Consider the following 18,364-nt stretch of genomic DNA (forward strand, 5'->3'; position numbering starts at 1 on the left):
TTGACCCAGACGGTTACGTCGGGGCGCCGTCGAGCGTCCGAAGATCGCGCTCACCAGCAGCACCCGCTGCCACACCGCCCTGCCCACGCATCGGCGATCCACGCCCCTTCGGCCCCCTCCGCCTCGGTCCAGACCCTCCTGCCGAGCCGCCGATCACTCCGCGAGCGGGAGCTTCCCTCCTTCGTCGAGCACTCCTGTGCGGAGATCACATCAGCGTCCGCTGCTGCCCGGTCGAAGGACGGAGCCGTGTCACCGACTCCGCCGTCCCTGACGCGCCGTGAGCTACGCGAGCAGGAGAAGGCCGCGAGCGGCGAGGCGGCACCCGGTGCGCGCCGATCCGCGCCGGCCCGCCGGGCAGGACGCGTCCCCAAGCCGTTCGAGCGGTTGCGCGAGAACGCGGCGACCGGCGGGATGGTGCTCGCCTCCGCCGGACTGCTGATGGGAGCGGTGGTCCCCGCGGCGTCGACCGCTGCCCCTGAGTTGGTCGTCGGGCCACCCACCCACACCCGTGCCTCCGCGATCGCGCCGGCGGTGACCGCTCCCGCTGGAGCGACGGTCGCGTTCGGCCTCGAGAGCGCTGGGCCGGCGGCCGAGGGCATCGCACCGGGCATTGCCACCGCCAGGGCTCTTTCTGCCTCCCTTGAACCCGCAGCGCAGGAGCGCAAGGCCTTCGGCGTTCCTGTAGACAGCCCGGTCGTCGCGTCCACCTTCGGGTACCGCGTCAACCCGATGGGCGGGCCCGATTCGGAGCTGCACACCGGGCAGGACTACGCCAGCGCCTGCGGCACCCCGGTCAAGGCCGCCGACCCGGGTACGGTCACCGATTCCGGCTGGCACGCGTACGGGGGTGGCCAGCGCATCGTTATCGACCACGGCGACGGCCTCAAGACCACGTACAACCACCTGAGCGCCCTCGAGGTGCCGGTCGGCGCGGCGGTGCAGCGCGGCGATCTCCTCGGCGCCGTCGGCAGCACGGGCAACTCCACCGGTTGCCACCTGCACTTCGAGGTCCTGGTCAATGACGAGAAGGTCGACCCGCAGCCTTGGCTGTAGCGCGCGCCTCGCCCTACAGCAGCAGGCCGGACCAGCGGGCACCCGGGCGCCCGCTGGTCCGGCACCCGCGCTGCCGGGATTCGCGCGCTTCCTAGGGCAGGGGCTCGCTCACGACGGCCGGATCCTTGTAGCCGAGAGGCATCCGGAGCCGCAGTGAATCAGGCTTCACCTCGAAGGCCATGTGCCTCGCCTTCCCGAGCGGATCGCCGTCGAGCTGGACCTCCAGCGGCTCCCGCGAGGTGACCTCAGCAGTGCGGCACTGGAAGTACTCGAGGGAGGGGTCCTTGCTCGAGCCCCTGCCCTTGACGAACAGCTTGCCGGCCACGGCGAGCCAGCCGAGCTTGCCCTTGGGTGCCACGGTCATGAGATCCATCAGGCCGTCGTCGATCCTGGCGCCCGGGAAGATCTCGAGGCCACCCATGATCTTGCCGCAGTTCCCGCCCATGACACTGCGGAGCCTGCGCTCGAAGGGCTTGCCGCCGTCCACCGAGATGGTGGTACGGGCGGGCCGGCCCGGCAGGTTCCTGATGCCGGCGTCGACGTAGGCCAGCCAGCCCACCTTGTCCTTCAGGTCGTCGCGGGTGTCGGACATGATGGCCGCGTCGTAGCCGAGGCCGGCCATGACGAGGAAGACGTGTGCATCCTGCGCGCGGTCCACGGTCACGTGCACGACGTCGATGCTGCGCTCCGTGCCACGGAAGGCGGCTTCGACGGCGGCGTCCGGATCGTCGACGGCGATATCGAGGTTGCGTGCAAGCAGGTTCCCGGTGCCCAGCGGGACGAGGGCCATCATGGTGCCGCTCCCGGCGAGCTCCTCGGCGACGCACCGCACCGTGCCGTCCCCGCCGGCGGCGATCACCAGGTCCGCTCCCGCATCCAGCGCCTGGCGGGCCTGGCCGTGACCGGGATCGTCCTCCGTGGTCTCGATGACCAGGGGTTCGTCCCAACCGTCCTCCGCGGAGATGCGCCGGACGGCGCCCTCCACGTCGATGGTGGTGACCTTGATCGGATTGATGATGAGGGCGGCTCGACGGCCGCCCGAACCGGCCTCGGAGCCCTGATCGATGGTCGCCTCGGGAGTAGCGTCGGTCGGCATGATGTCCTTCGTGCGTGATGTCAACGGGTGGCCTCGACGAGCTTATCCCGCTGCCCTCCGCGCCGAGGGTAATCTTTGGACGTGACCAACACCTCGCGCTACGTGGCCCTCGGCGATTCCTTCACGGAAGGGGTTGGCGACTGGGACCCGGCGTCACCCAACGGCGTCCGTGGCTGGGCGGACCGCGTGGCAGAGCAGCTCATCCTGGCCGATCCGTCCTGGTTCTATGCCAACCTGGCCATCCGCGGCAAGAAGATGCGCCAGATCCTCGGGGAGCAGATCGACGCCGCTCTGGCGCTCCAGCCGACGCTCGTCACGATCTACGCCGGCGCCAATGACATCCTGAGGCCGCGCGTCGACATCGATGCCCTGATGGCCGAGTACGACGACGGCGTGGGCCGCCTTCGCGAGGCGGGCACCGACGTCGTGCTGTTCACGGGGTTCGATGCCTCGGGGTCCGCCGTTTTCGGCAAGACCCGGGGGCGCACGGCCGTCTACAACGAGTGGGTGCGCGAGATCGCCGACACGCGAGGCGCCACGATCGTCGACTACTGGCGCCTGCGCGAGTTCCAGGACTGGGGCTACTGGGATGTCGACCGCATGCACATGTCTACCGCCGGTCACACGCTCATGGCCGCCCGCGTGCTCGAGGCGCTGAAGGCATCGCATCGGATCGACCTGCCCGAGCTCGAGGCCCGGCCCGCGCTGAAGCGCGCGGAGCAGCTCCGAGCGGACGCGCAGTGGGCGCGGGAGTACCTGACGCCATGGGTCGGACGGCGCCTCCGTGGGGCCTCCTCGGGCGATGACCTCCTGCCCAAATATCCGACGCCGGTCCACCCGCACTGGGCATCGATCACGGCCTGAGGGCGGCCCGGAGCATTCACCGGAACGCCCTGCAACCCCTGCAGGGCGGCGTGGGAGCCCGCAGCCGGCCTTGGAGCCGATGTGCCAGAATGACCAGATGGCGGCGCACTGGCTCACACCCGACGAGCGGCGGGCGTGGCTGGCACTCTATGCGCTGACGTCGCTCCTCCCCTCGAGCCTCGATGCCCATCTGTTCCGGGAAGCGCGTATCACCCTTTTCGACTACCACGTCCTCGCGATGCTCTCCGAGTCCGAGGACACGAGCCTCCCCATGAGTGAACTGGCGGGACGTTCGGCGGCGTCGCTCTCGAGGCTCAGCCACGTGGTCAAGAAGCTGGAGGCGCGAGGCTGGGTCCTCCGGCTGCCGTCCTCCTCCGACGGACGGGTGACCACCGCGACGCTGACCCCCGCAGGACTCGGGATGCTCACGGATCTCGCCGTATCGCACGTCGCCCAGGTCCGCTCCACCGTGTTCGACGCCCTCGACCGGCAGGACGTCGCCGACCTCGAGCGGGTGGGGCGCAAGATACTCCGGGGAATGGACAGTGCGCACTGGATCCTCTCCGACGGCGAGGCCGCCGCGGAAGCAGCGGTGGCCGGCGGTTCCACGGAGCCCCCTCTGGGTGATGCCGCGGATGCCGGGGGAGCAGAGGACGGCTCCGCCACGGGTCGGAATGGCGGATCCGCCCAACCGCAGCTTCGCGGCAGCGGCCAGTAGGCCGCCAGCGGTGCGCCGAGACCCCAGGACAGGACAGCAGATGGACCAGCAGGTACAGTTCCGGCACCAGCCCCGCGTCCTCGCGATCGTGCTGGCGGGCGGCGCCGGGGGACGGCTCGGGGTCCTGACGGACCACCGCGCCAAACCGGCGATGCCGCTGGGTGGCAGCTTCCGGCTCATCGACATCCCCCTGTCCAACCTGCACCACAGCGGCATCTCCGACGTGTGGATCATGGAGCAGTACCAGCCGAAGACCATCAATGATCACCTCCGGAACGGCAGGCCCTGGGACCTCGACCGCACGCGGGGCGGCCTGCTCGTCCTGCCTCCCTTCAGCGGGCACGAGGGGGAGGGGTTCGCCGAGGGCAACGCGGACGGACTGCTGCGGCAGTCGGCGTTCATCCGCGACTTCGCGCCCGACCTCGTCCTGGTGCTCAGCTCGGACCACCTGTACCGCCTCGACTACCGCGACGTCGTCGACACCCACCTCCGGGCGGGCGCCTCCCTCACCATGGTCACCGTCGATTTCGATGGCGATGCCTCCCAGCACGGCTTGGTGTCGGTCGACGACGACGGCGGCGTGACCGATTTCGCCTACAAGCCGGAGGAGCCGCGGACGAGCATCGTGGCAGCGGAGATCTTCCTCTACTCGACGGCGGCGCTGCTCGATGCACTCGACCACCTGAGCGGGAAGAACGACGGCCTCGGGGACTACGGACACCACCTGGTACCGCACTTCGTGGAGCAGCACGCGGTCGTCGAGCACCGGCTCCAGGGTTACTGGCGGGACCTCGGGACGCCGGCCAACTATCTCCGGGCGCACCTCGACCTCGTGGAGGGCAAGGGCCTCGACCTCGGAGCAGCGGACTGGCCGATCCTCACCGAGCCGCCGCAGCTGGTACCGGCGTTCGTCGGGGACGGCGCCGTGATCGTGACCTCGCTGATCTCGCCGGGGGCCGCCGTGCATGGCACCGTCCGCAGGAGCGTGATCGGGTCGGGGGCCTCCGTCGCAGCCGGGGCGGTCGTGGAGGACTCGGTGCTGCTGGGCGGAGTGCGGGTCGAGGAAGGGGCGGTCGTGAAGTGGGCGATCGTCGATTCGGACGCCGTCGTGTCCGGGGAGCGCATCGGCGCCGGTCCGGACACGCCCGCCGTCGTGGACCGCCACGGCAGGACGAGCGACTGATCCGTTTTGGTCAAGCCAGATCCTGTCGGTAGTATGGTAAGGCGTTTGGCTACGGCGGGTGCCGCCCTGTTCCCTGGACAGGATGGGATTTGCCCGGCTACCCGTGACTACCTAGAATTTAAGGCTGTGCCGGCCGCAAGGCCGTGCGCCGCCTAATCTTCACCGTCTTCCCCGCGGCGAGGCACTCTGGCAGGTTCTCACCCTGCCGGGTCAACCTCCGGAAAGCTGCAGTAATAGCGGTGTCATTACTGGTGGCGGGACGCTCAACAAGTGATTCCGTCACGTTCATCTAATCTGGAGGAGAGTTATGGCAGCCCACTGCCAAGTGACCGGAGCCGAGCCCGGCTTTGGACACAGCATTTCGCACTCGCACCGCCGCAACAAGCGCCGGTTCGACCCCAACATTCAGAAGAAGCGCTACTACGTGCCTTCCCTGCGCCGCAATGTGACGCTGCAGGTCTCCGTCCGCGGCATCAAGACGATCGACGTCCGCGGCATCGAGGCAGTCGTTGCATCGATCCTCGCGAGGGGTGTGAAGCTCTAATGGCAAAGGACAAGGACGTACGTCCGATCATCAAGCTGAAGTCCACCGCCGGGACGGGCTACACCTACGTGACGCGCAAGAACCGTCGTAACGACCCGGACCGCATGGTCCTGATGAAGTACGACCCCAAGATCCGCAAGCACGTCGAATTCCGAGAGGAGCGCTAACCATGGCCAAGAAGTCAAAGATTGCTCGTAACGAGCAGCGCAAGGTCATCGTCGAGCGCTACGCGGCCAAGCGCCTCGAGCTTAAGAAGACCCTCGTCGACGAGAACGCCACCGACGAAGCACGCGAAGCGGCACGCCTCGGCCTGCAGAAGCTTCCCCGCAACGCTTCACCGGTGCGCCTGCGCAACCGCGACCAGATCGATGGTCGTCCCCGTGGAACCATCCAGAAGTTCGGTATCTCTCGCATCCGGTTCCGCGACATGGCCCACCGTGGCGAACTGCCCGGCGTGACCAAGTCGAGCTGGTAGCAGCCGCCGGGGTATCATGCCCTTGCAGTACCTCCATCCGCTTCGAGCGGTGACACCGGGAAGCCGGCAACCTCCGGGTTGCCGGCTTCCTGCGTTTCGACGACGACGGCGGTCGGCCGAGGCGTAAAACACCCCTGGAAACGGCGGGTTTATGCTGAAAAGCCGCGTAAACACGCGGAAGAGGGCGCCCAAGCTGATAGGTTTTCGGACAGAGGCTTTTCGAATACCGTGAAAAGCTCGTTCCGAAGAGTGACGTCCAGGAGGACCTAAATTGGCTAAAAACCGTAGTGAACTTGTTGCCGAGGTAGCGGCGAAGGCCGACACCAGCCAGGCCGCCGTCAATGGCGTCCTCGACGCCCTGTTTGACGTCTTCGCCGAGTCCATCGCCAAGGATGAGAAGATCACCATTCCCGGATGGCTCGCCGTCGAGCGCACCAGCCGTGCAGCACGCACCGGCCGCAATCCCCAGACCGGTGAGACCATCCAGATCGCCGCGGGCCACAGCGTCAAGCTGACCGCAGGCTCGAAGCTGAAGGCTTCCGCCAAGTAATTCGCAGGAACATTCCGCATGACGGGAGGGTCGCTGCCATGACGGCGGCGGCCCTTCGTCATGATCGGACGTGTCGGGCACGCGGTGGGACCCCACGATGGGAACCACCAGGAGATTGGCCCTATTTCTACTCCGGGTAGAGAATGGTGTACGTGTCGACTACTGCGAAGCAACCGCGCGAAACCCTCGCCACCGCCTCTTCGGAGCGCGCCGTCGCGACGGGCTGGCTGGTCCTCGCGGGCGTCGTCATGCTTGCCGCGCTCGTCGTCGCCCTGTTCTACTCGGGTGCAGCAGCAGCCCGGCAGCTCGGAGATCCCGGCGCCCTGACCCGGTGGGGCCTGCCCGTCGCCAAGGTCCTGAACAACACGGCGGCCGCAGGAACCATCGGCGCCCTCGTCTTCGCCGTCGTCATGCTGCCTCGCACGGTAGGCACGGGCGGACGCAAGCCGAAGGAGACCGCAGCCGAGCATCCCGCGTTCTCCCGCGTCCTGATCCTGGCTTCCGTCTCCGCGGTGGCCTGGACCATCGGCGCGCTCGGAGTCATGGTCTTCACCTACTCCGACGCCGCGGGACTGCCGCTCAGCACCGACCCCGCCTATACGCAGGGCCTCGCGGCCTTCATCACCGACTTCTCCACCGGTCGTGCGTGGCTCGTGACGTCGATAGCCTCCGCCGTCCTCGCGACCATCCTGTTCGGGGTGCGTTCACAGACCGGGCTGGCACTGACCCTGGTGCTGGCGTTGCTGAACCTGCTGCCCGTTGCCCTGGTCGGGCACTCCGCCAGTGGCGATGACCACAACGCGGCCGTCAACTCGATCGCACTCCACCTCGTGGGCGTCTGCCTCTGGGTCGGCGGCATCATCTCCCTGGCCGTGGTGAGCGGCACGCTGGGGAACCAGGCACTGCCTGTCCTCAAGCGGTTCTCCGCCCTCGCCGGCTTCGCGTTCATCCTCGTGGTGGCGTCCGGCGTGGTGAATGCGAGCCTCCGGATCACCGACCTCGCACAGCTCAGTTCCGAGTGGGGCCTGCTCGTCACCTTCAAGACCGTCGCCACCCTGCTGCTCGGCGGGATCGGCTGGATGCACCGGCAGTGGATCATCCCGCAGCTCGAGGCTTCATCCGGCACTGCCGCGTCGAAGCTCTCGGCACGCAGGGTGCTGTGGCAGCTCATCGCCGTCGAGCTGGTCATCATGGGTGCTGTGTCCGGCGTCGCAGGAGCCCTCGGCCGCACGGCCCCGCCCCGCTCCGAGGTGCTGCCGACGGAGGCGGGCCCGGCCCGGATCCTCACCGGGTACGATCTCCCGCCGGAGCCGACCATGGCCCGCTGGCTGACGGAGTGGCGGCCCGACTGGCTGTGGATCACCGTCGCGCTGACCTTCGGCGTCGCCTACGTCCTCGGGATGGTCAAGCTCCACCGCCGCGGTGATTCCTGGTCCGTCGTGAAGCTCCTCAGCTGGCTCGTGGGCCTGGCTCTCCTGACATACTTCACCTCCGGGCCCCCCGCCGTCTACGGGATGGTCCTCTTCAGCGCACACATGGTCGACCACATGGCGCTGACGATGGTGGTGCCGCTGTTCCTCGTCCTCGGCGCCCCCGTGACCCTTGCCCTCAAGGCGCTCGGTGCGCGCCGTGACGGTACCCGCGGCCTCCGGGAGTGGATCCTCGTGATCGTGCATTCCTGGCCGTCGAGGATCATCACCCATCCGCTGTTCGCAGCGGGCAACTTCGTCGCGTCGATCATCGTGTTCTACTACTCGCCGCTGTTCGGGTTCGCCCTGCGTGAGCACGTCGGACACGAGCTGATGATCACCCACTTCCTCATCACGGGCTACATCTTCGTGCTCTCGATGATCGGCTCGGACCCGGTGCCGTTCCGGGCTCCCTACCCGATGCGGATCCTGCTCCTCTTCGCGACCATGGCGTTCCACGCCTTCTTCGGCGTCACGCTCATGGGATCCACCTCACTCCTCGAAGCCTCCTGGTTCGGCAACATGGGCCGCGAGTGGGGCGCCTCCGCCCTCGCCGACCAACAGGTGGGTGGCGCTGTCACCTGGGGGGTCGGCGAGATCCCCACGCTCCTGCTCGCGATCGGGGTGGCCGTCGTATGGTCCCGTTCCGACGCGAGGGAGACGAAACGCAAGGACCGTGCGGCGGACAGGAATAACGACGCCGACCTCACGGCTTACAACAGCATGTTCGCCGACCTCGCCGTGCGCGACGCCGGACCCCGGCCTCCTGCGCAGCAACCCTCGGCGCGGACGACCACCACCGCAGGAGACGATGAATGACCGAGACCACCGTGCGCACCGGCTACCGCGTGCGCGGCTCAGCGCTGACCGGCCGTAACTGGCTCAACACAGGCGGGAAGCAGCTCCAGCTCGAGGACCTGCGAGGAAAGATCGTCGTCCTCGATTTCTGGACGTTCTGCTGCATCAACTGCCTGCACGTCCTCGACGAGCTGCGGCCCCTGGAGGAGCAGTACTCGGACGTCCTCGTCACCGTCGGCGTGCACTCGCCGAAGTTCGAGCACGAGGCCGATCCGGCAGCCCTCGCTGCCGCCGTCGAGCGCTACGAGATCCACCACCCCGTCCTCGACGACCCGGAGCTGACCACCTGGCAGGCCTACACGGCCCGTGCCTGGCCCACGCTCGTGGTGATCGATCCCGAGGGCTACATCGTGGCGCACCTCTCCGGCGAGGGGCACGCCGCGGGACTCACGTCCCTCGTCGAGGAGCTCGTCACCGAGCACGAGGCGAAAGGCACGCTCCACCGTGGCGATGGCCCCTACGTCCCCACCGAGAGTGCGGCGGGGGACCTCAAGTTCCCGGGCAAACTCCTCGCGCTGCCCGCGAGTGGCACGTTCCTCGCGGGCGATACCGGCCACCACCGGCTCGTCGAGCTCGAAGCGGACCTCGTCACCGTGCGCCGGACCATCGGCTCCGGCACCAAGGGCTTCCTGGATGGAAGCGCCGCGGAAGCGCAGTTCAACGAGCCGCAGGGCGTCGCGCTGCTGCCGGCCGGGCTGGCCGCCGAGGTCGGGTACGACGTCGTCGTGGCCGACTCCGTGAACCACCGCCTCCGCGGGGTCACCCTCGCCACGGGTGAGGTGCGTACGCTCGCCGGCAACGGCATACAGCGCCTGCTCGACGCCGGGAACCACACGAAGACGGGCCGGCAGGAGAACGCGTTCGAGGTCGGCGCCGAGAGCGTGACTCCGCGCCTGACGGAGACCCAGCTCGGCACGGACGCACTGCACGTCTCGCTGTCGTCACCCTGGGACGTCCTCTACTCGTCCGTGCTGGACAGGGTCGTCATCGCCATGGCCGGCACGCACCAGATCTTCACCTACGACCCCCGCACGCACTCCGTCGAGGTCCTCGCCGGCACCGGGCTCGAGGGACTGCTGGACGGCGATGCCTCCGCAGCCTGGTTCGCCCAGTCCTCCGGCCTCGCCGAGGATGCCAACGGCACCATCTGGATCGCCGACTCCGAGACGTCCTCCGTGCGCCTCCTGTCCTTCATCGAAGTCAACGGACGCAACCGGATCCAGGTGCAGACAGCCGTCGGCACGGGGCTCTTCGACTTCGGCTTCCGCGACGGCGATGCCGACCAGGCCCGCCTGCAGCACCCACTCGGCGTGACCGCACTGCCCGACGGCTCCATCGCCATCGCGGACACCTACAACGGCGCCGTCCGTCGCTACGACCCCGCCACGCGACAGGTGTCCACGCTGCTCCGGGGACTCTCCGAACCGTCCGATGTGCTGGTGGACATGACACCCGTGGCCGATGGCGGAGACCCGCTGCTCATCGTCGTCGAGACCAACCGGCACCAGCTCATCCGCGTGCCGCTGCCCAGGGAGGCGCTCGCCGTCGACGAGGGTGCGTCGCAGACCCAGCGACCCACGACACCGATGTCCGCGAAACCCGTGGCCCTGACCGTTCGTTTCAGCGCGCCCAGGGGACAGAAGCTGGACGACCGCTGGGGGGATCCTACCCAGCTGAAGATCAGCTCGTCCCCGGAGACCCTCCTGGTATCCGGGGGCGGCACGTCCACGGGCCTGACGCGGGAGCTCGTACTCTCCCCGGACGCGGGCGACGGCGTCCTGCACATCACCGCACGGGCGGCCTCCTGCGACGGCGAGCCCGGCGGCGACATCCCCGACCACGCCGCCTGCCACCTCTACCAGCAGGACTGGGGCATCCCGGTCACTGTCACGGCCGACGGCGGCACCGAGCTGACCCTGGACCTGCGCGGCCTCGACTGATCGGTTCCGTGGTCCACTCCCTGCGTAGCCGACGGTGGAAGCAGGAACCGCGACAGGGCCCTGTGGCGCCTGCAGAAATCCCGCCGACGACTGATCGGCAGCACAGAAGGAGCGCATGACCATCGACACCGCACCCGCAACAGCACACGACGGACCACGCACGGCACTCGTGGTCGGAGCCACGGGCATCGCCGGCTCGGCGCTCGTCGAGAAGCTCACCGCGGACGGCTGGCCCGTCCTCGCCCTGTCCCGGAGGCCTGGTGCCGCGCGCGACGGCGTCCGCTGGCTCCCGGCGGACCTGACGTCGGCTGAAGCGGTGGCTGCCGCCCTCGCCCCTGAGCACCCGACGCACGTCTTCTTCACCGCCTGGTCCCGGCAGGACACCGAGGAGGAGAACATCAGCGTCAACGCCGGGATGGTCCGGGACCTGCTCCTCGCCCTCCGCGGAAAGGGGATCGCCCACGTGGCCCTCATGACGGGACTGAAGCACTACCTCGGCCCCTTCGAGGCCTATGCGGCCGGCGAGATGGCGGACACACCGTTCCACGAGGAGGAGCCGCGCCTGCCCGTCCGGAACTTCTACTACGCGCAGGAGGACGAGCTCTTCGCCGCAGCGGCCGAGCAGGGCTTCACCTGGTCGGTGCATCGCGCGCACACCGTGATCGGGCACGCGGTCGGCAACGCCATGAACATGGGACTGACCCTCGCCGTGCAGGCGTCACTGTGCCGTGAGTCGGGTGAGCCCTTCGTGTTCCCCGGCTCGGAGACGCAGTGGAACGGCCTCACCGACATGACGGACGCCGGGCTCCTCGCCGAGCACATGGTCTGGGCGTCGACCACCGGTGCCGCCGCCGATGAGGCCTTCAACATCGTCAACGGGGACGTGTTCCGGTGGCGCTGGATGTGGCCGCAGCTTGCCGACTACTTCGGTGTCAGCTGGGAGGGCTTCGATCAGGCGCCGCGCCCGCTCGAGCAGGCCATGGCCGGACGGGAAGCGCAGTGGGCGGAACTGGCAGAGCGCCATGGACTCGTGGAGCCTGCACTGGATCGGGTGGCATCCTGGTGGCACACGGACGGCGACCTGGGCCGCGACATCGAGGTGGTCACGGACATGGGCAAGAGCCGTGTGGCCGGCTTCACCGGGTACCGGAGGACCGTCGACGCGTTCATCGGCCTCTTCGAGCGCTATCGAGCCGAGCATCTCATCCCCTGACCAGTGCCGGAAGCTTCCCTGACCAGTGCCGGAAGCCGCTGGGCCGACGAGACCCGGTAGAGACCCGGTAGCGGCCCGGCAACCGGCTAGTAGCGGACCACGGGCGTGACGGTGATGGCATCCTCGCTCACCGTGAGATCGGCGGTGAACTCGAACGGGACGGATTCCGAGACGTCCCGGACCTCGCCCGAGAAGAAGTCCCTGAGCTGCGTCTCGATGCGGGCACTCCCGCGGAGGGGGGCGAGCAGCCAGGCGCCGTCGTTCGGGGTGACGGAGGCGGCCGGATACTCCTCGATGGTCCAGGCGATGTCGCCGGCCAGCCGCTCGTTGGTGGGGTAGTTGAACGGGCAGTTCGTCGGCTGGAAGACGGTCTGTTCGGCGCAGCCGTCGAGGAAGGCGTGAAGCTGGTCGTCGACGGCCCGGATCAGTTCGGGCGTCGCCTCCGTGGCGAGCGCGAGGGGCGGCGGCGGTGTCTCCCGGCTCGTCACCGTCGCATGACGCTCCGGTGCGGAGAAATACTTGCCCTCGTACTGCGCGGTGACGGAAGTCGGGTAGAAGGCGGCGAGGGCCGCGCTACCGTCGGGGAGGCCGACGTCGACCCCGTTCACCGCCGCCTCCACACTGTTCAGTGCCGTGACCTCGACGGTCGGCAGGACCGTCTGCTCGAACTCCCACACGTTGAACAATCCCCATTCGGTGCCCGTGCGCTCGAGGGCGAAGACGCTCGTGGCCTCGGCTCCCTCGAGGGTGTAGGTCACGGGTACCTCCACGCGGTCGTTCGCTGTCCGGCGCGCGTCGCCCACCTCCAGGTCCTCGAGGGGTTCGCTCGCCCTGCGGAGGGCATCACCGTCGAGCAGCGTGGGGTTGGAGCCTTCCGGTACGGAGGCGTTCAGCAGCCCGAGCGCCTTGCCGCCGTCACCGTCGCGCAGCGCATCGAGGTACAGCCCGACCTGATGCTCCGGGCTGTAAAGCTTTCCATTCATCACGGAGACGGTGGCGAAGAACGCGGCGCCGACGAGCATGAGTCCCAGCAGCCAGGCTGCGAGGACTTTCACGACCGGGGTTGTCTGCACCCCACCACGGTACCGGCTGAGCTGCGTCAGGCGGGAAGGAAGCCGAGCAGTGCTCCGGAGATGGCGCAGGCGAGCCCGACGACGGCGATGACCCGGGTGCCGCGATACGGCTCGTCGAAGGACCAGTGGGTCGGCTGGCGCGCGTGGTAGTAGATCGTGACGTCCTCGCCCGGCGTCCAGGGCTGAGGCGCCGCTGAACCCCTACCGCGCCGTGGCGTGCCGCTGGACCACAGGGCCTCGACGATGCGATACCGGTGGTCGTGCCAGCGGAGGTAGGGATGGCCCTCGTGCTCGAAGGTGATGGCCTGCGTCTTGGTCCACGAGCCGTAGATCAGCCGGATGGTGAGCGCGGCTATCAGGAGCCCCAGGCCCAGCGCCACGAGCGTGGAGCTGACGATCTCGAGGGCGATCACCGGCGTGCGTCCAGGCGCACCAGACACGGGCGACGGTTCCTCAGCACCATTTCCGCTTGCAAACCCTGGTGCCGGCTGCCCCGAGGTGCAGGGTTGGACCCTCGACGACGTGTCCGGGGGTGGGGTCGGCGGCCTGCTCGGCGCCGTCGTGTTCGACCATAGGGCCAGACTACACAGACAGGACCGGCGCCCTGCCGGGTGCCGGTCCTGTCTGCACAGCTCGCGAGGACGTGCTCGTTTCCGGCTCTGTCAGCCTCCGGACTACTTGCCTCGGGCCGCCGTCGCGCCGCCCGAGCGACCCGCACCGGCATCGACGGTGGTGCCGTTCCCGTTCCCGTTCCCGTGCGTGGACGTGCCGAAACCTCCGCCGGCGGCCTGCCCGTCCGCCTGCTGCGCTGTTGCGATCTCCTCCGCCCGTTCCTCGCCCGCCTCGCGCGTGAGTTCGGCACCGGCCTCCGCATCGCGTGTCAGGTTCTCGCCGCTCTCGGCGTCGAACAGGTGGAGCTTGCGCGTGTCCAGCCAGATCTCCGCCTCGCGGCCGCCACGGATCCGGCTGGCGGCATCCAACGTCACGACCACCTGTGGGCGCAACTCGTCGGCGTCCATATCCCGCGCGAGGTTGTTGAGCAGTTCGCGCATCTCCGGGGCCGGATCGAAGTTGATGTAGCCGTACTGCTCGTTCCCGAGCCACTCGGTATGCGTGAGTGTCGCCTTGAAGGTGGAGCCGTTGGACCGCTTGTGGTCCTCCACGAGCTTGGCATCCTCGAAGAACTCGGGCCGGACGCCGACGAGGACCACCTTCTTGCCTGCGGCCTTCCGGGCCTTCTCGGCGGGAAGGTCGAGGTCTCCGAGGGCGGTCTTCAGGACATTGCCCTCGACGGTGGCGGGCAGGAAGTTCATGGACGGCGAACCGATGAACCCGGCGACGAAGAGGTTGACGGGCTGCTCGTACAGCTCGCGCGGTGAGGCGATCTGCTGCAGCTCGCCCTTCTTCAGCACGGCCACGCGGTCACCGAGGGTCATGGCTTCCGTCTGGTCGTGGGTGACGTAGACGGAGGTGACGCCGAGGCGCCGTTGCATCTGGGAGATCTCCGATCGCATCTGGCCGCGGAGCTTCGCGTCCAGGTTGGAGAGCGGCTCGTCGAAGAGGAAGGCGTCCGCCTGACGAACGATGGCGCGACCCATCGCGACGCGCTGCCGCTGGCCGCCGGAGAGGTTCGCGGGCTTGCGCTGCAGGTGGTCCGTGAGCTCGAGCGTTGAGGCGGCCTCGGTGACGAGCTTGTCCACCTGCTCCTCGGAGTGCTTACCCTTGGCCAGGCGCAGCGGGAACGCGATGTTCTCGTACACCGTGAGGTGCGGGTACAGGGCGTAGTTCTGGAACACCATCGCGAGGTTGCGATCACGGGGCGCCTTGTCATTGACGCGCTTGCCGTCGATCAGGAGGTCCCCGTCGGTGATGTCCTCGAGTCCCACGATCATGCGCAGCAAGGTGGACTTGCCGCAGCCGGACGGGCCTACGAGGATGATGAATTCCCCGTCGGCGATATCGATGCTGACGTCATTGACGGCAGGGAAGCCGTCACCGTATTTCTTGACCAGGTGGTTGAGAGTGATTGAAGCCATGGTGCGAATCCTTTACTTGAACCGGGGGCGTTAGCCCTTGACGGCGCCCGAGGTCAGGCCTGAAACAATCTGGCGTTGGAAGAGCAGGACCAGCAGGACGATCGGGATGGTGACGATGATCGCGGCCGCCGAGATGGCCCCGGTCGGTTCCTCGAACTGTGAGGCTCCGGTGAAGAATGCGAGTGCTGCGGGCACGGGGCGCGCTGCCTCCGTGGACGTCAGCGAGATCCCGTAGACGAAGTCGTTCCAGGCGATGAAGAAGGCGATGATGGCCGTCGTGAACACACCCGGTGCGGCCAGCGGAACGATCGCCTTCCGGAACGCCTGCCACGTCGTCGCGCCGTCGACCTGCGCCGCCTGCTCCAGTTCCCAGGGGATCTGCCGGAAGAACGCGGTCAGGGTCCAGATGGAGATCGGGAGCGTCAGAGACAGGTACGGGATGATGAGCCCGAGCCAGGTGTCGTAGAGACCGATGGTGCGCCACAGGTTGAACAGGGGCGTCACGATCGAGATGACGGGGAAGATCGAGACCGCCAGTGCGGTGGTCAGGACGAGCTTCTTGCCCGGGAAATCGAGCCGGGCGATCGCGTAGGCGCACAGGGTGGCGAGGACGACGGCGATGAACGTCGCGATCAGCGTGATGCCGATCGAGTTGCGCAGCGCCGAGAGGAAGAGGCCCTGGGCGTCCCCTACGAGGATCTGCTCGTAGTTGCTGGTGGTGGCCGTGCCGGACGACGGCAGGAACTTCCCACTCGTGAGGTCGCTCGGTGACTTGAACGACGTGGCGAGGATCGAGATCACGGGAAACAGCGCGTAGACGAGGACGAGAACCGTGACGATCGCCCAGAGGACCTTGTTCCTGGTACTGGTGTTCGTCATTACTTTCCTCCCTGTGATCCGGCGAGATCGACCTTGAAGAGCTTGATCGCCACGAAACAGATCAGCAGTACACAGAGGAACAGGAGGACGGAGACGGCGGAGCCGAGACCGATCTCGAGCCTGCTGATCGATTGCCGGTAGGCGAGGAGGGACAGCACTTCGGTGCCATAGGCACCATTGGTCATGATGAAGACGTTGTCGAAGATGCGGAAGGCATCGAGGGCCCTGAACAGGACGGCCACCATGATCGCGGCCTTCATGTTGGGGATGATCACCTTGCGCATCTGCTCCCACCAGGTGGCACCGTCGACCTTGGCGGCCTCGCTGAGCTCGTCCGGCACCTGGGCGAGCCCGGCGAGGAGGAGGAGCGAGATGAACGGAGTGGTCTTCCAGATCTCCGACGCCATGATGACGAACAGCGCAGTGGGGCCCTGTGCGAACCAGTTGAGGTTCTCGTCGATGCCCGGCAGCCAGCCGAACCAGTTGTTGATGTAGCCCGAATTGATGTCGAACGCGTAGAACCACGCGAACGCCGAGACGACGGTGATGATGCCGTAGGGCACGAGTATCGCGGTCCGGAGCAGGCCGCGTACCGATTTCAGGGCCTTGTGCATGACGAGAGCGAGGGCGAACCCGAGCACGAGCTCCACGGCGACGGTGATGATCGTGATGAGGACCGTCGTCCAGAGGCCGGACCACCAGACGGGGTCCGAGAGGATCACCGCGTAGTTCCCGAGGCCGATGAACTCACGCTCTCCGGGGGCTGTCAGCCGGAACTGGAAGAGAGATTCGAAGATGGCCTGCAGGATCGGGTACAGGGTGACGAGCAGCATGATGACGAAGGCCGGCCCGGCGAGGATCCAGCCGAGCCGTCGCTCCGCGCGGACGCGGTCGCTGTACTGTTTCGGCGCTTTCCGGGTCTTGCCGTTCGTCGTGCTGGTGCCCGTGTCGAGGCGCGGACCGGGGTCGGTCGACGACGCCGTCGTCGTCTTCGCTGGGATGGCGGAAGTCACAGGAGTTGCTCCCCTCTGAGGACCGAAGTGATGAAGTCGCTCGACGTTTCCGGAGTGCTGTCGGGATCGACGTCGGCGGGTGGTGCCCAGCGTTGCTGGATACCGGTGGAGACCTCGTTGTAGAACGGTGTCTGCGGACGGGGTGCTGCTACCTGCAGGGAGTCCCTGATGGTCTCGGCCATCGGGAAGGACTCCTCGATCCGCGGGTCCTCGTAGGCCTCGGTGTTGGACGGCGGGTTGCCGTTGGTCACGAAGTACTCCGACTGGTTCTCGACCGAGACGATGCACTGGATCGCCTCGTAGGCGAGCTCGGGGTTGTCGCTCTCGGCACCGACGCCGAGGTTGATACCTCCGAGCGGCGGAGCCGACTCCTGGTCGGCGGACATCCGCGGGAAGATCCCCCAGCCGAGATCGTCGATGACGGCCTGGTCGAGCGTGCCCGCTTCCACCGCGGCCGTCGTGGCCGGCCAGACGAACGGGTAGTTGACCATGAAGGATCCCGAGTCGCCCTGGAACGCGGTGAGTGATGCGTTCTCGTTCTGCGTCGGCAGACCGGGACCCCCGAGACCTTCCTTGCCGATCGTCGAGATCACCTCGGCGGCTGCGACGCCGGCTTCCGAATCGAGACCGAGTTCGATCGTATCGGCGGTGGCCTCGGGATCGACGATGATCGAGCCACCCGCCGATTCGACGAGCGCGTTGACCCACACCGTCATCGATTCCGCCTGAGCGCCCTGCACTCCCAGGGTTTTCTCCTGGCTCGCGGCGGCTTCCATGATCTGGTCCCAGGTGACGGGCTTGGACATGTCGAGCCCCGCCGCCTCGGCAACCGATTTGCGGTACCAGAGGATCTGCGTGTTGGCCCAGAACGGAACCGTCACCAGTTCGTCCTTCCAGGTCGCGCCGACGAGGGCGCCCTCGACGACGTTCTCGGACGTGCTCTGCGCGATGTCCTCGGGAACCGGTGCAAGGAAGCCCGGTTCCGCGAGCTCGGGGATGAAGGGAGGATCGAGGCTCATGATGTCGAGCGAGGAGTCTCCCGCCGCCAGGCGGCGCGCAAGCTGTTCGCGCTGGGATGCGGCGTCGCTCGGCAGGAGTGAGGTCTCGATGCTGTAGCGACCGCCGGAGTCGTCGCTGCATTTCTGCGCGATCGCGGCCTGGCCACCTGCGTCCGGATTGATGTACCAGGTCAGGGAGTTATCTGACCCCGCAGGGCCACAACCGCTCATGGACAGTGTGCCGATCACGAGGCCTGCCAGGACGGCGGCCTTCGGACGGCTTTTCATGATGCTGCGTGTTGTTCGACTTGTCGGCATTCGTACCGAGCCTCCACATCCTCGTAGACAACCCGGCTGGCGGTTCAATCGAATCGACAGCCTAAGCATGCTTGCTTTTTCGAC

The 18,364-nt window shown here is 67.6% G+C and carries 18 protein-coding genes; 11 read left to right on the forward strand and 7 right to left on the reverse strand.

Features of this window, described 5'->3' with window-relative positions; genetic code table 11:
* Complete coding sequence (locus RCH21_RS04470; RefSeq protein ID WP_326963372.1) at window positions 1-1,053, forward strand: M23 family metallopeptidase; 1,053 nt, start codon at window positions 1-3, stop codon at window positions 1,051-1,053.
* A 91-nt stretch (window positions 1,054-1,144) separates the two neighbouring features.
* Here the strand turns inward: RCH21_RS04470 and RCH21_RS04475 are convergent, their stop codons facing one another.
* Window positions 1,145-2,149, reverse strand: a complete 1,005-nt coding sequence (locus RCH21_RS04475) for a diacylglycerol/lipid kinase family protein (RefSeq protein ID WP_326963373.1) — start codon at window positions 2,147-2,149, stop codon at window positions 1,145-1,147.
* Window positions 2,150-2,230: 81 nt separating this feature from the next.
* Here RCH21_RS04475 and RCH21_RS04480 point away from each other — a divergent pair, with 81 nt between their 5' ends.
* The 10 genes from RCH21_RS04480 to RCH21_RS04525 all read left to right on the forward strand — a co-directional run bounded on the left by RCH21_RS04480 (window position 2,231) and on the right by RCH21_RS04525 (window position 11,963).
* The gene (locus tag RCH21_RS04480; RefSeq protein WP_120147596.1) at window positions 2,231-3,013 is read left to right on the forward strand and encodes an SGNH/GDSL hydrolase family protein; all 783 of its coding nucleotides are present in this window, start codon (window positions 2,231-2,233) and stop codon (window positions 3,011-3,013) included.
* 97 nt (window positions 3,014-3,110) lie between these two features.
* On the forward strand, window positions 3,111-3,731 hold the full coding sequence (locus RCH21_RS04485) for a MarR family winged helix-turn-helix transcriptional regulator (RefSeq protein ID WP_326963374.1): 621 nt from the start codon (window positions 3,111-3,113) through the stop codon (window positions 3,729-3,731).
* Between the two features lie 40 nt (window positions 3,732-3,771).
* Window positions 3,772-4,914: a glucose-1-phosphate adenylyltransferase family protein gene (locus RCH21_RS04490; protein ID WP_326963375.1), complete on the forward strand. Its 1,143-nt coding sequence runs from the start codon at window positions 3,772-3,774 to the stop codon at window positions 4,912-4,914.
* Between the two features lie 307 nt (window positions 4,915-5,221).
* Complete coding sequence (gene rpmB, locus RCH21_RS04495) at window positions 5,222-5,458, forward strand: 50S ribosomal protein L28 (RefSeq protein ID WP_120147448.1); 237 nt, start codon at window positions 5,222-5,224, stop codon at window positions 5,456-5,458.
* The gene (rpmG, locus tag RCH21_RS04500) at window positions 5,458-5,625 is read left to right on the forward strand and encodes a 50S ribosomal protein L33 (protein WP_019481734.1); all 168 of its coding nucleotides are present in this window, start codon (window positions 5,458-5,460) and stop codon (window positions 5,623-5,625) included. Before rpmB ends, rpmG begins: the two co-directional genes overlap by 1 nt.
* Before the next feature lie 2 nt (window positions 5,626-5,627).
* Window positions 5,628-5,933 carry a 30S ribosomal protein S14 gene (rpsN, locus tag RCH21_RS04505; RefSeq protein ID WP_104116235.1) on the forward strand — a complete coding sequence of 102 codons (306 nt, stop codon included), beginning with the start codon at window positions 5,628-5,630 and terminating at the stop codon, window positions 5,931-5,933.
* A 271-nt stretch (window positions 5,934-6,204) separates the two neighbouring features.
* Window positions 6,205-6,483 (forward strand): HU family DNA-binding protein, encoded by a 279-nt coding sequence (locus RCH21_RS04510; RefSeq protein WP_104181350.1) that lies wholly within the window; start codon window positions 6,205-6,207, stop codon window positions 6,481-6,483.
* A gap of 152 nt (window positions 6,484-6,635) precedes the next feature.
* Window positions 6,636-8,771, forward strand: coding sequence for a cytochrome c oxidase assembly protein (locus tag RCH21_RS04515; protein ID WP_442784664.1), 2,136 nt, complete (start codon window positions 6,636-6,638; stop codon window positions 8,769-8,771).
* Entirely contained in the window at window positions 8,768-10,750 is a 1,983-nt protein-coding gene (locus tag RCH21_RS04520; protein WP_326963376.1) for an NHL domain-containing thioredoxin family protein, read from the forward strand. Before RCH21_RS04515 ends, RCH21_RS04520 begins: the two co-directional genes overlap by 4 nt.
* Before the next feature lie 115 nt (window positions 10,751-10,865).
* Window positions 10,866-11,963 (forward strand): SDR family oxidoreductase, encoded by a 1,098-nt coding sequence (locus tag RCH21_RS04525; protein ID WP_326963377.1) that lies wholly within the window; start codon window positions 10,866-10,868, stop codon window positions 11,961-11,963.
* A gap of 86 nt (window positions 11,964-12,049) precedes the next feature.
* Here the strand turns inward: RCH21_RS04525 and RCH21_RS04530 are convergent, their stop codons facing one another.
* From RCH21_RS04530 to RCH21_RS04555, 6 genes are all read right to left on the reverse strand, one after another.
* Complete coding sequence (locus RCH21_RS04530; RefSeq protein ID WP_326963378.1) at window positions 12,050-13,036, reverse strand: hypothetical protein; 987 nt, start codon at window positions 13,034-13,036, stop codon at window positions 12,050-12,052.
* A 26-nt stretch (window positions 13,037-13,062) separates the two neighbouring features.
* Window positions 13,063-13,476, reverse strand: a complete 414-nt coding sequence (locus RCH21_RS04535; RefSeq protein WP_326963379.1) for a hypothetical protein — start codon at window positions 13,474-13,476, stop codon at window positions 13,063-13,065.
* 234 nt (window positions 13,477-13,710) lie between these two features.
* Window positions 13,711-15,072: an ABC transporter ATP-binding protein gene (locus RCH21_RS04540; RefSeq protein WP_326963380.1), complete on the reverse strand. Its 1,362-nt coding sequence runs from the start codon at window positions 15,070-15,072 to the stop codon at window positions 13,711-13,713.
* A gap of 30 nt (window positions 15,073-15,102) precedes the next feature.
* On the reverse strand, window positions 15,103-15,951 hold the full coding sequence (locus RCH21_RS04545; protein WP_326963381.1) for a carbohydrate ABC transporter permease: 849 nt from the start codon (window positions 15,949-15,951) through the stop codon (window positions 15,103-15,105).
* Complete coding sequence (locus tag RCH21_RS04550; protein ID WP_235830502.1) at window positions 15,951-16,964, reverse strand: carbohydrate ABC transporter permease; 1,014 nt, start codon at window positions 16,962-16,964, stop codon at window positions 15,951-15,953. The genes RCH21_RS04545 and RCH21_RS04550 overlap by 1 nt, the downstream gene beginning before the upstream one ends.
* Window positions 16,961-18,250, reverse strand: a complete 1,290-nt coding sequence (locus RCH21_RS04555; RefSeq protein WP_326963382.1) for a sugar ABC transporter substrate-binding protein — start codon at window positions 18,248-18,250, stop codon at window positions 16,961-16,963. The genes RCH21_RS04550 and RCH21_RS04555 overlap by 4 nt, the downstream gene beginning before the upstream one ends.
* Between the last annotated feature and the right edge of the window lie 114 nt (window positions 18,251-18,364).

The organism is Arthrobacter sp. PL16 (assembly GCF_035985055.1).
In the GTDB taxonomy this organism is placed as follows: Bacteria; Actinomycetota; Actinomycetes; order Actinomycetales; family Micrococcaceae; genus Arthrobacter_D; species Arthrobacter_D cheniae.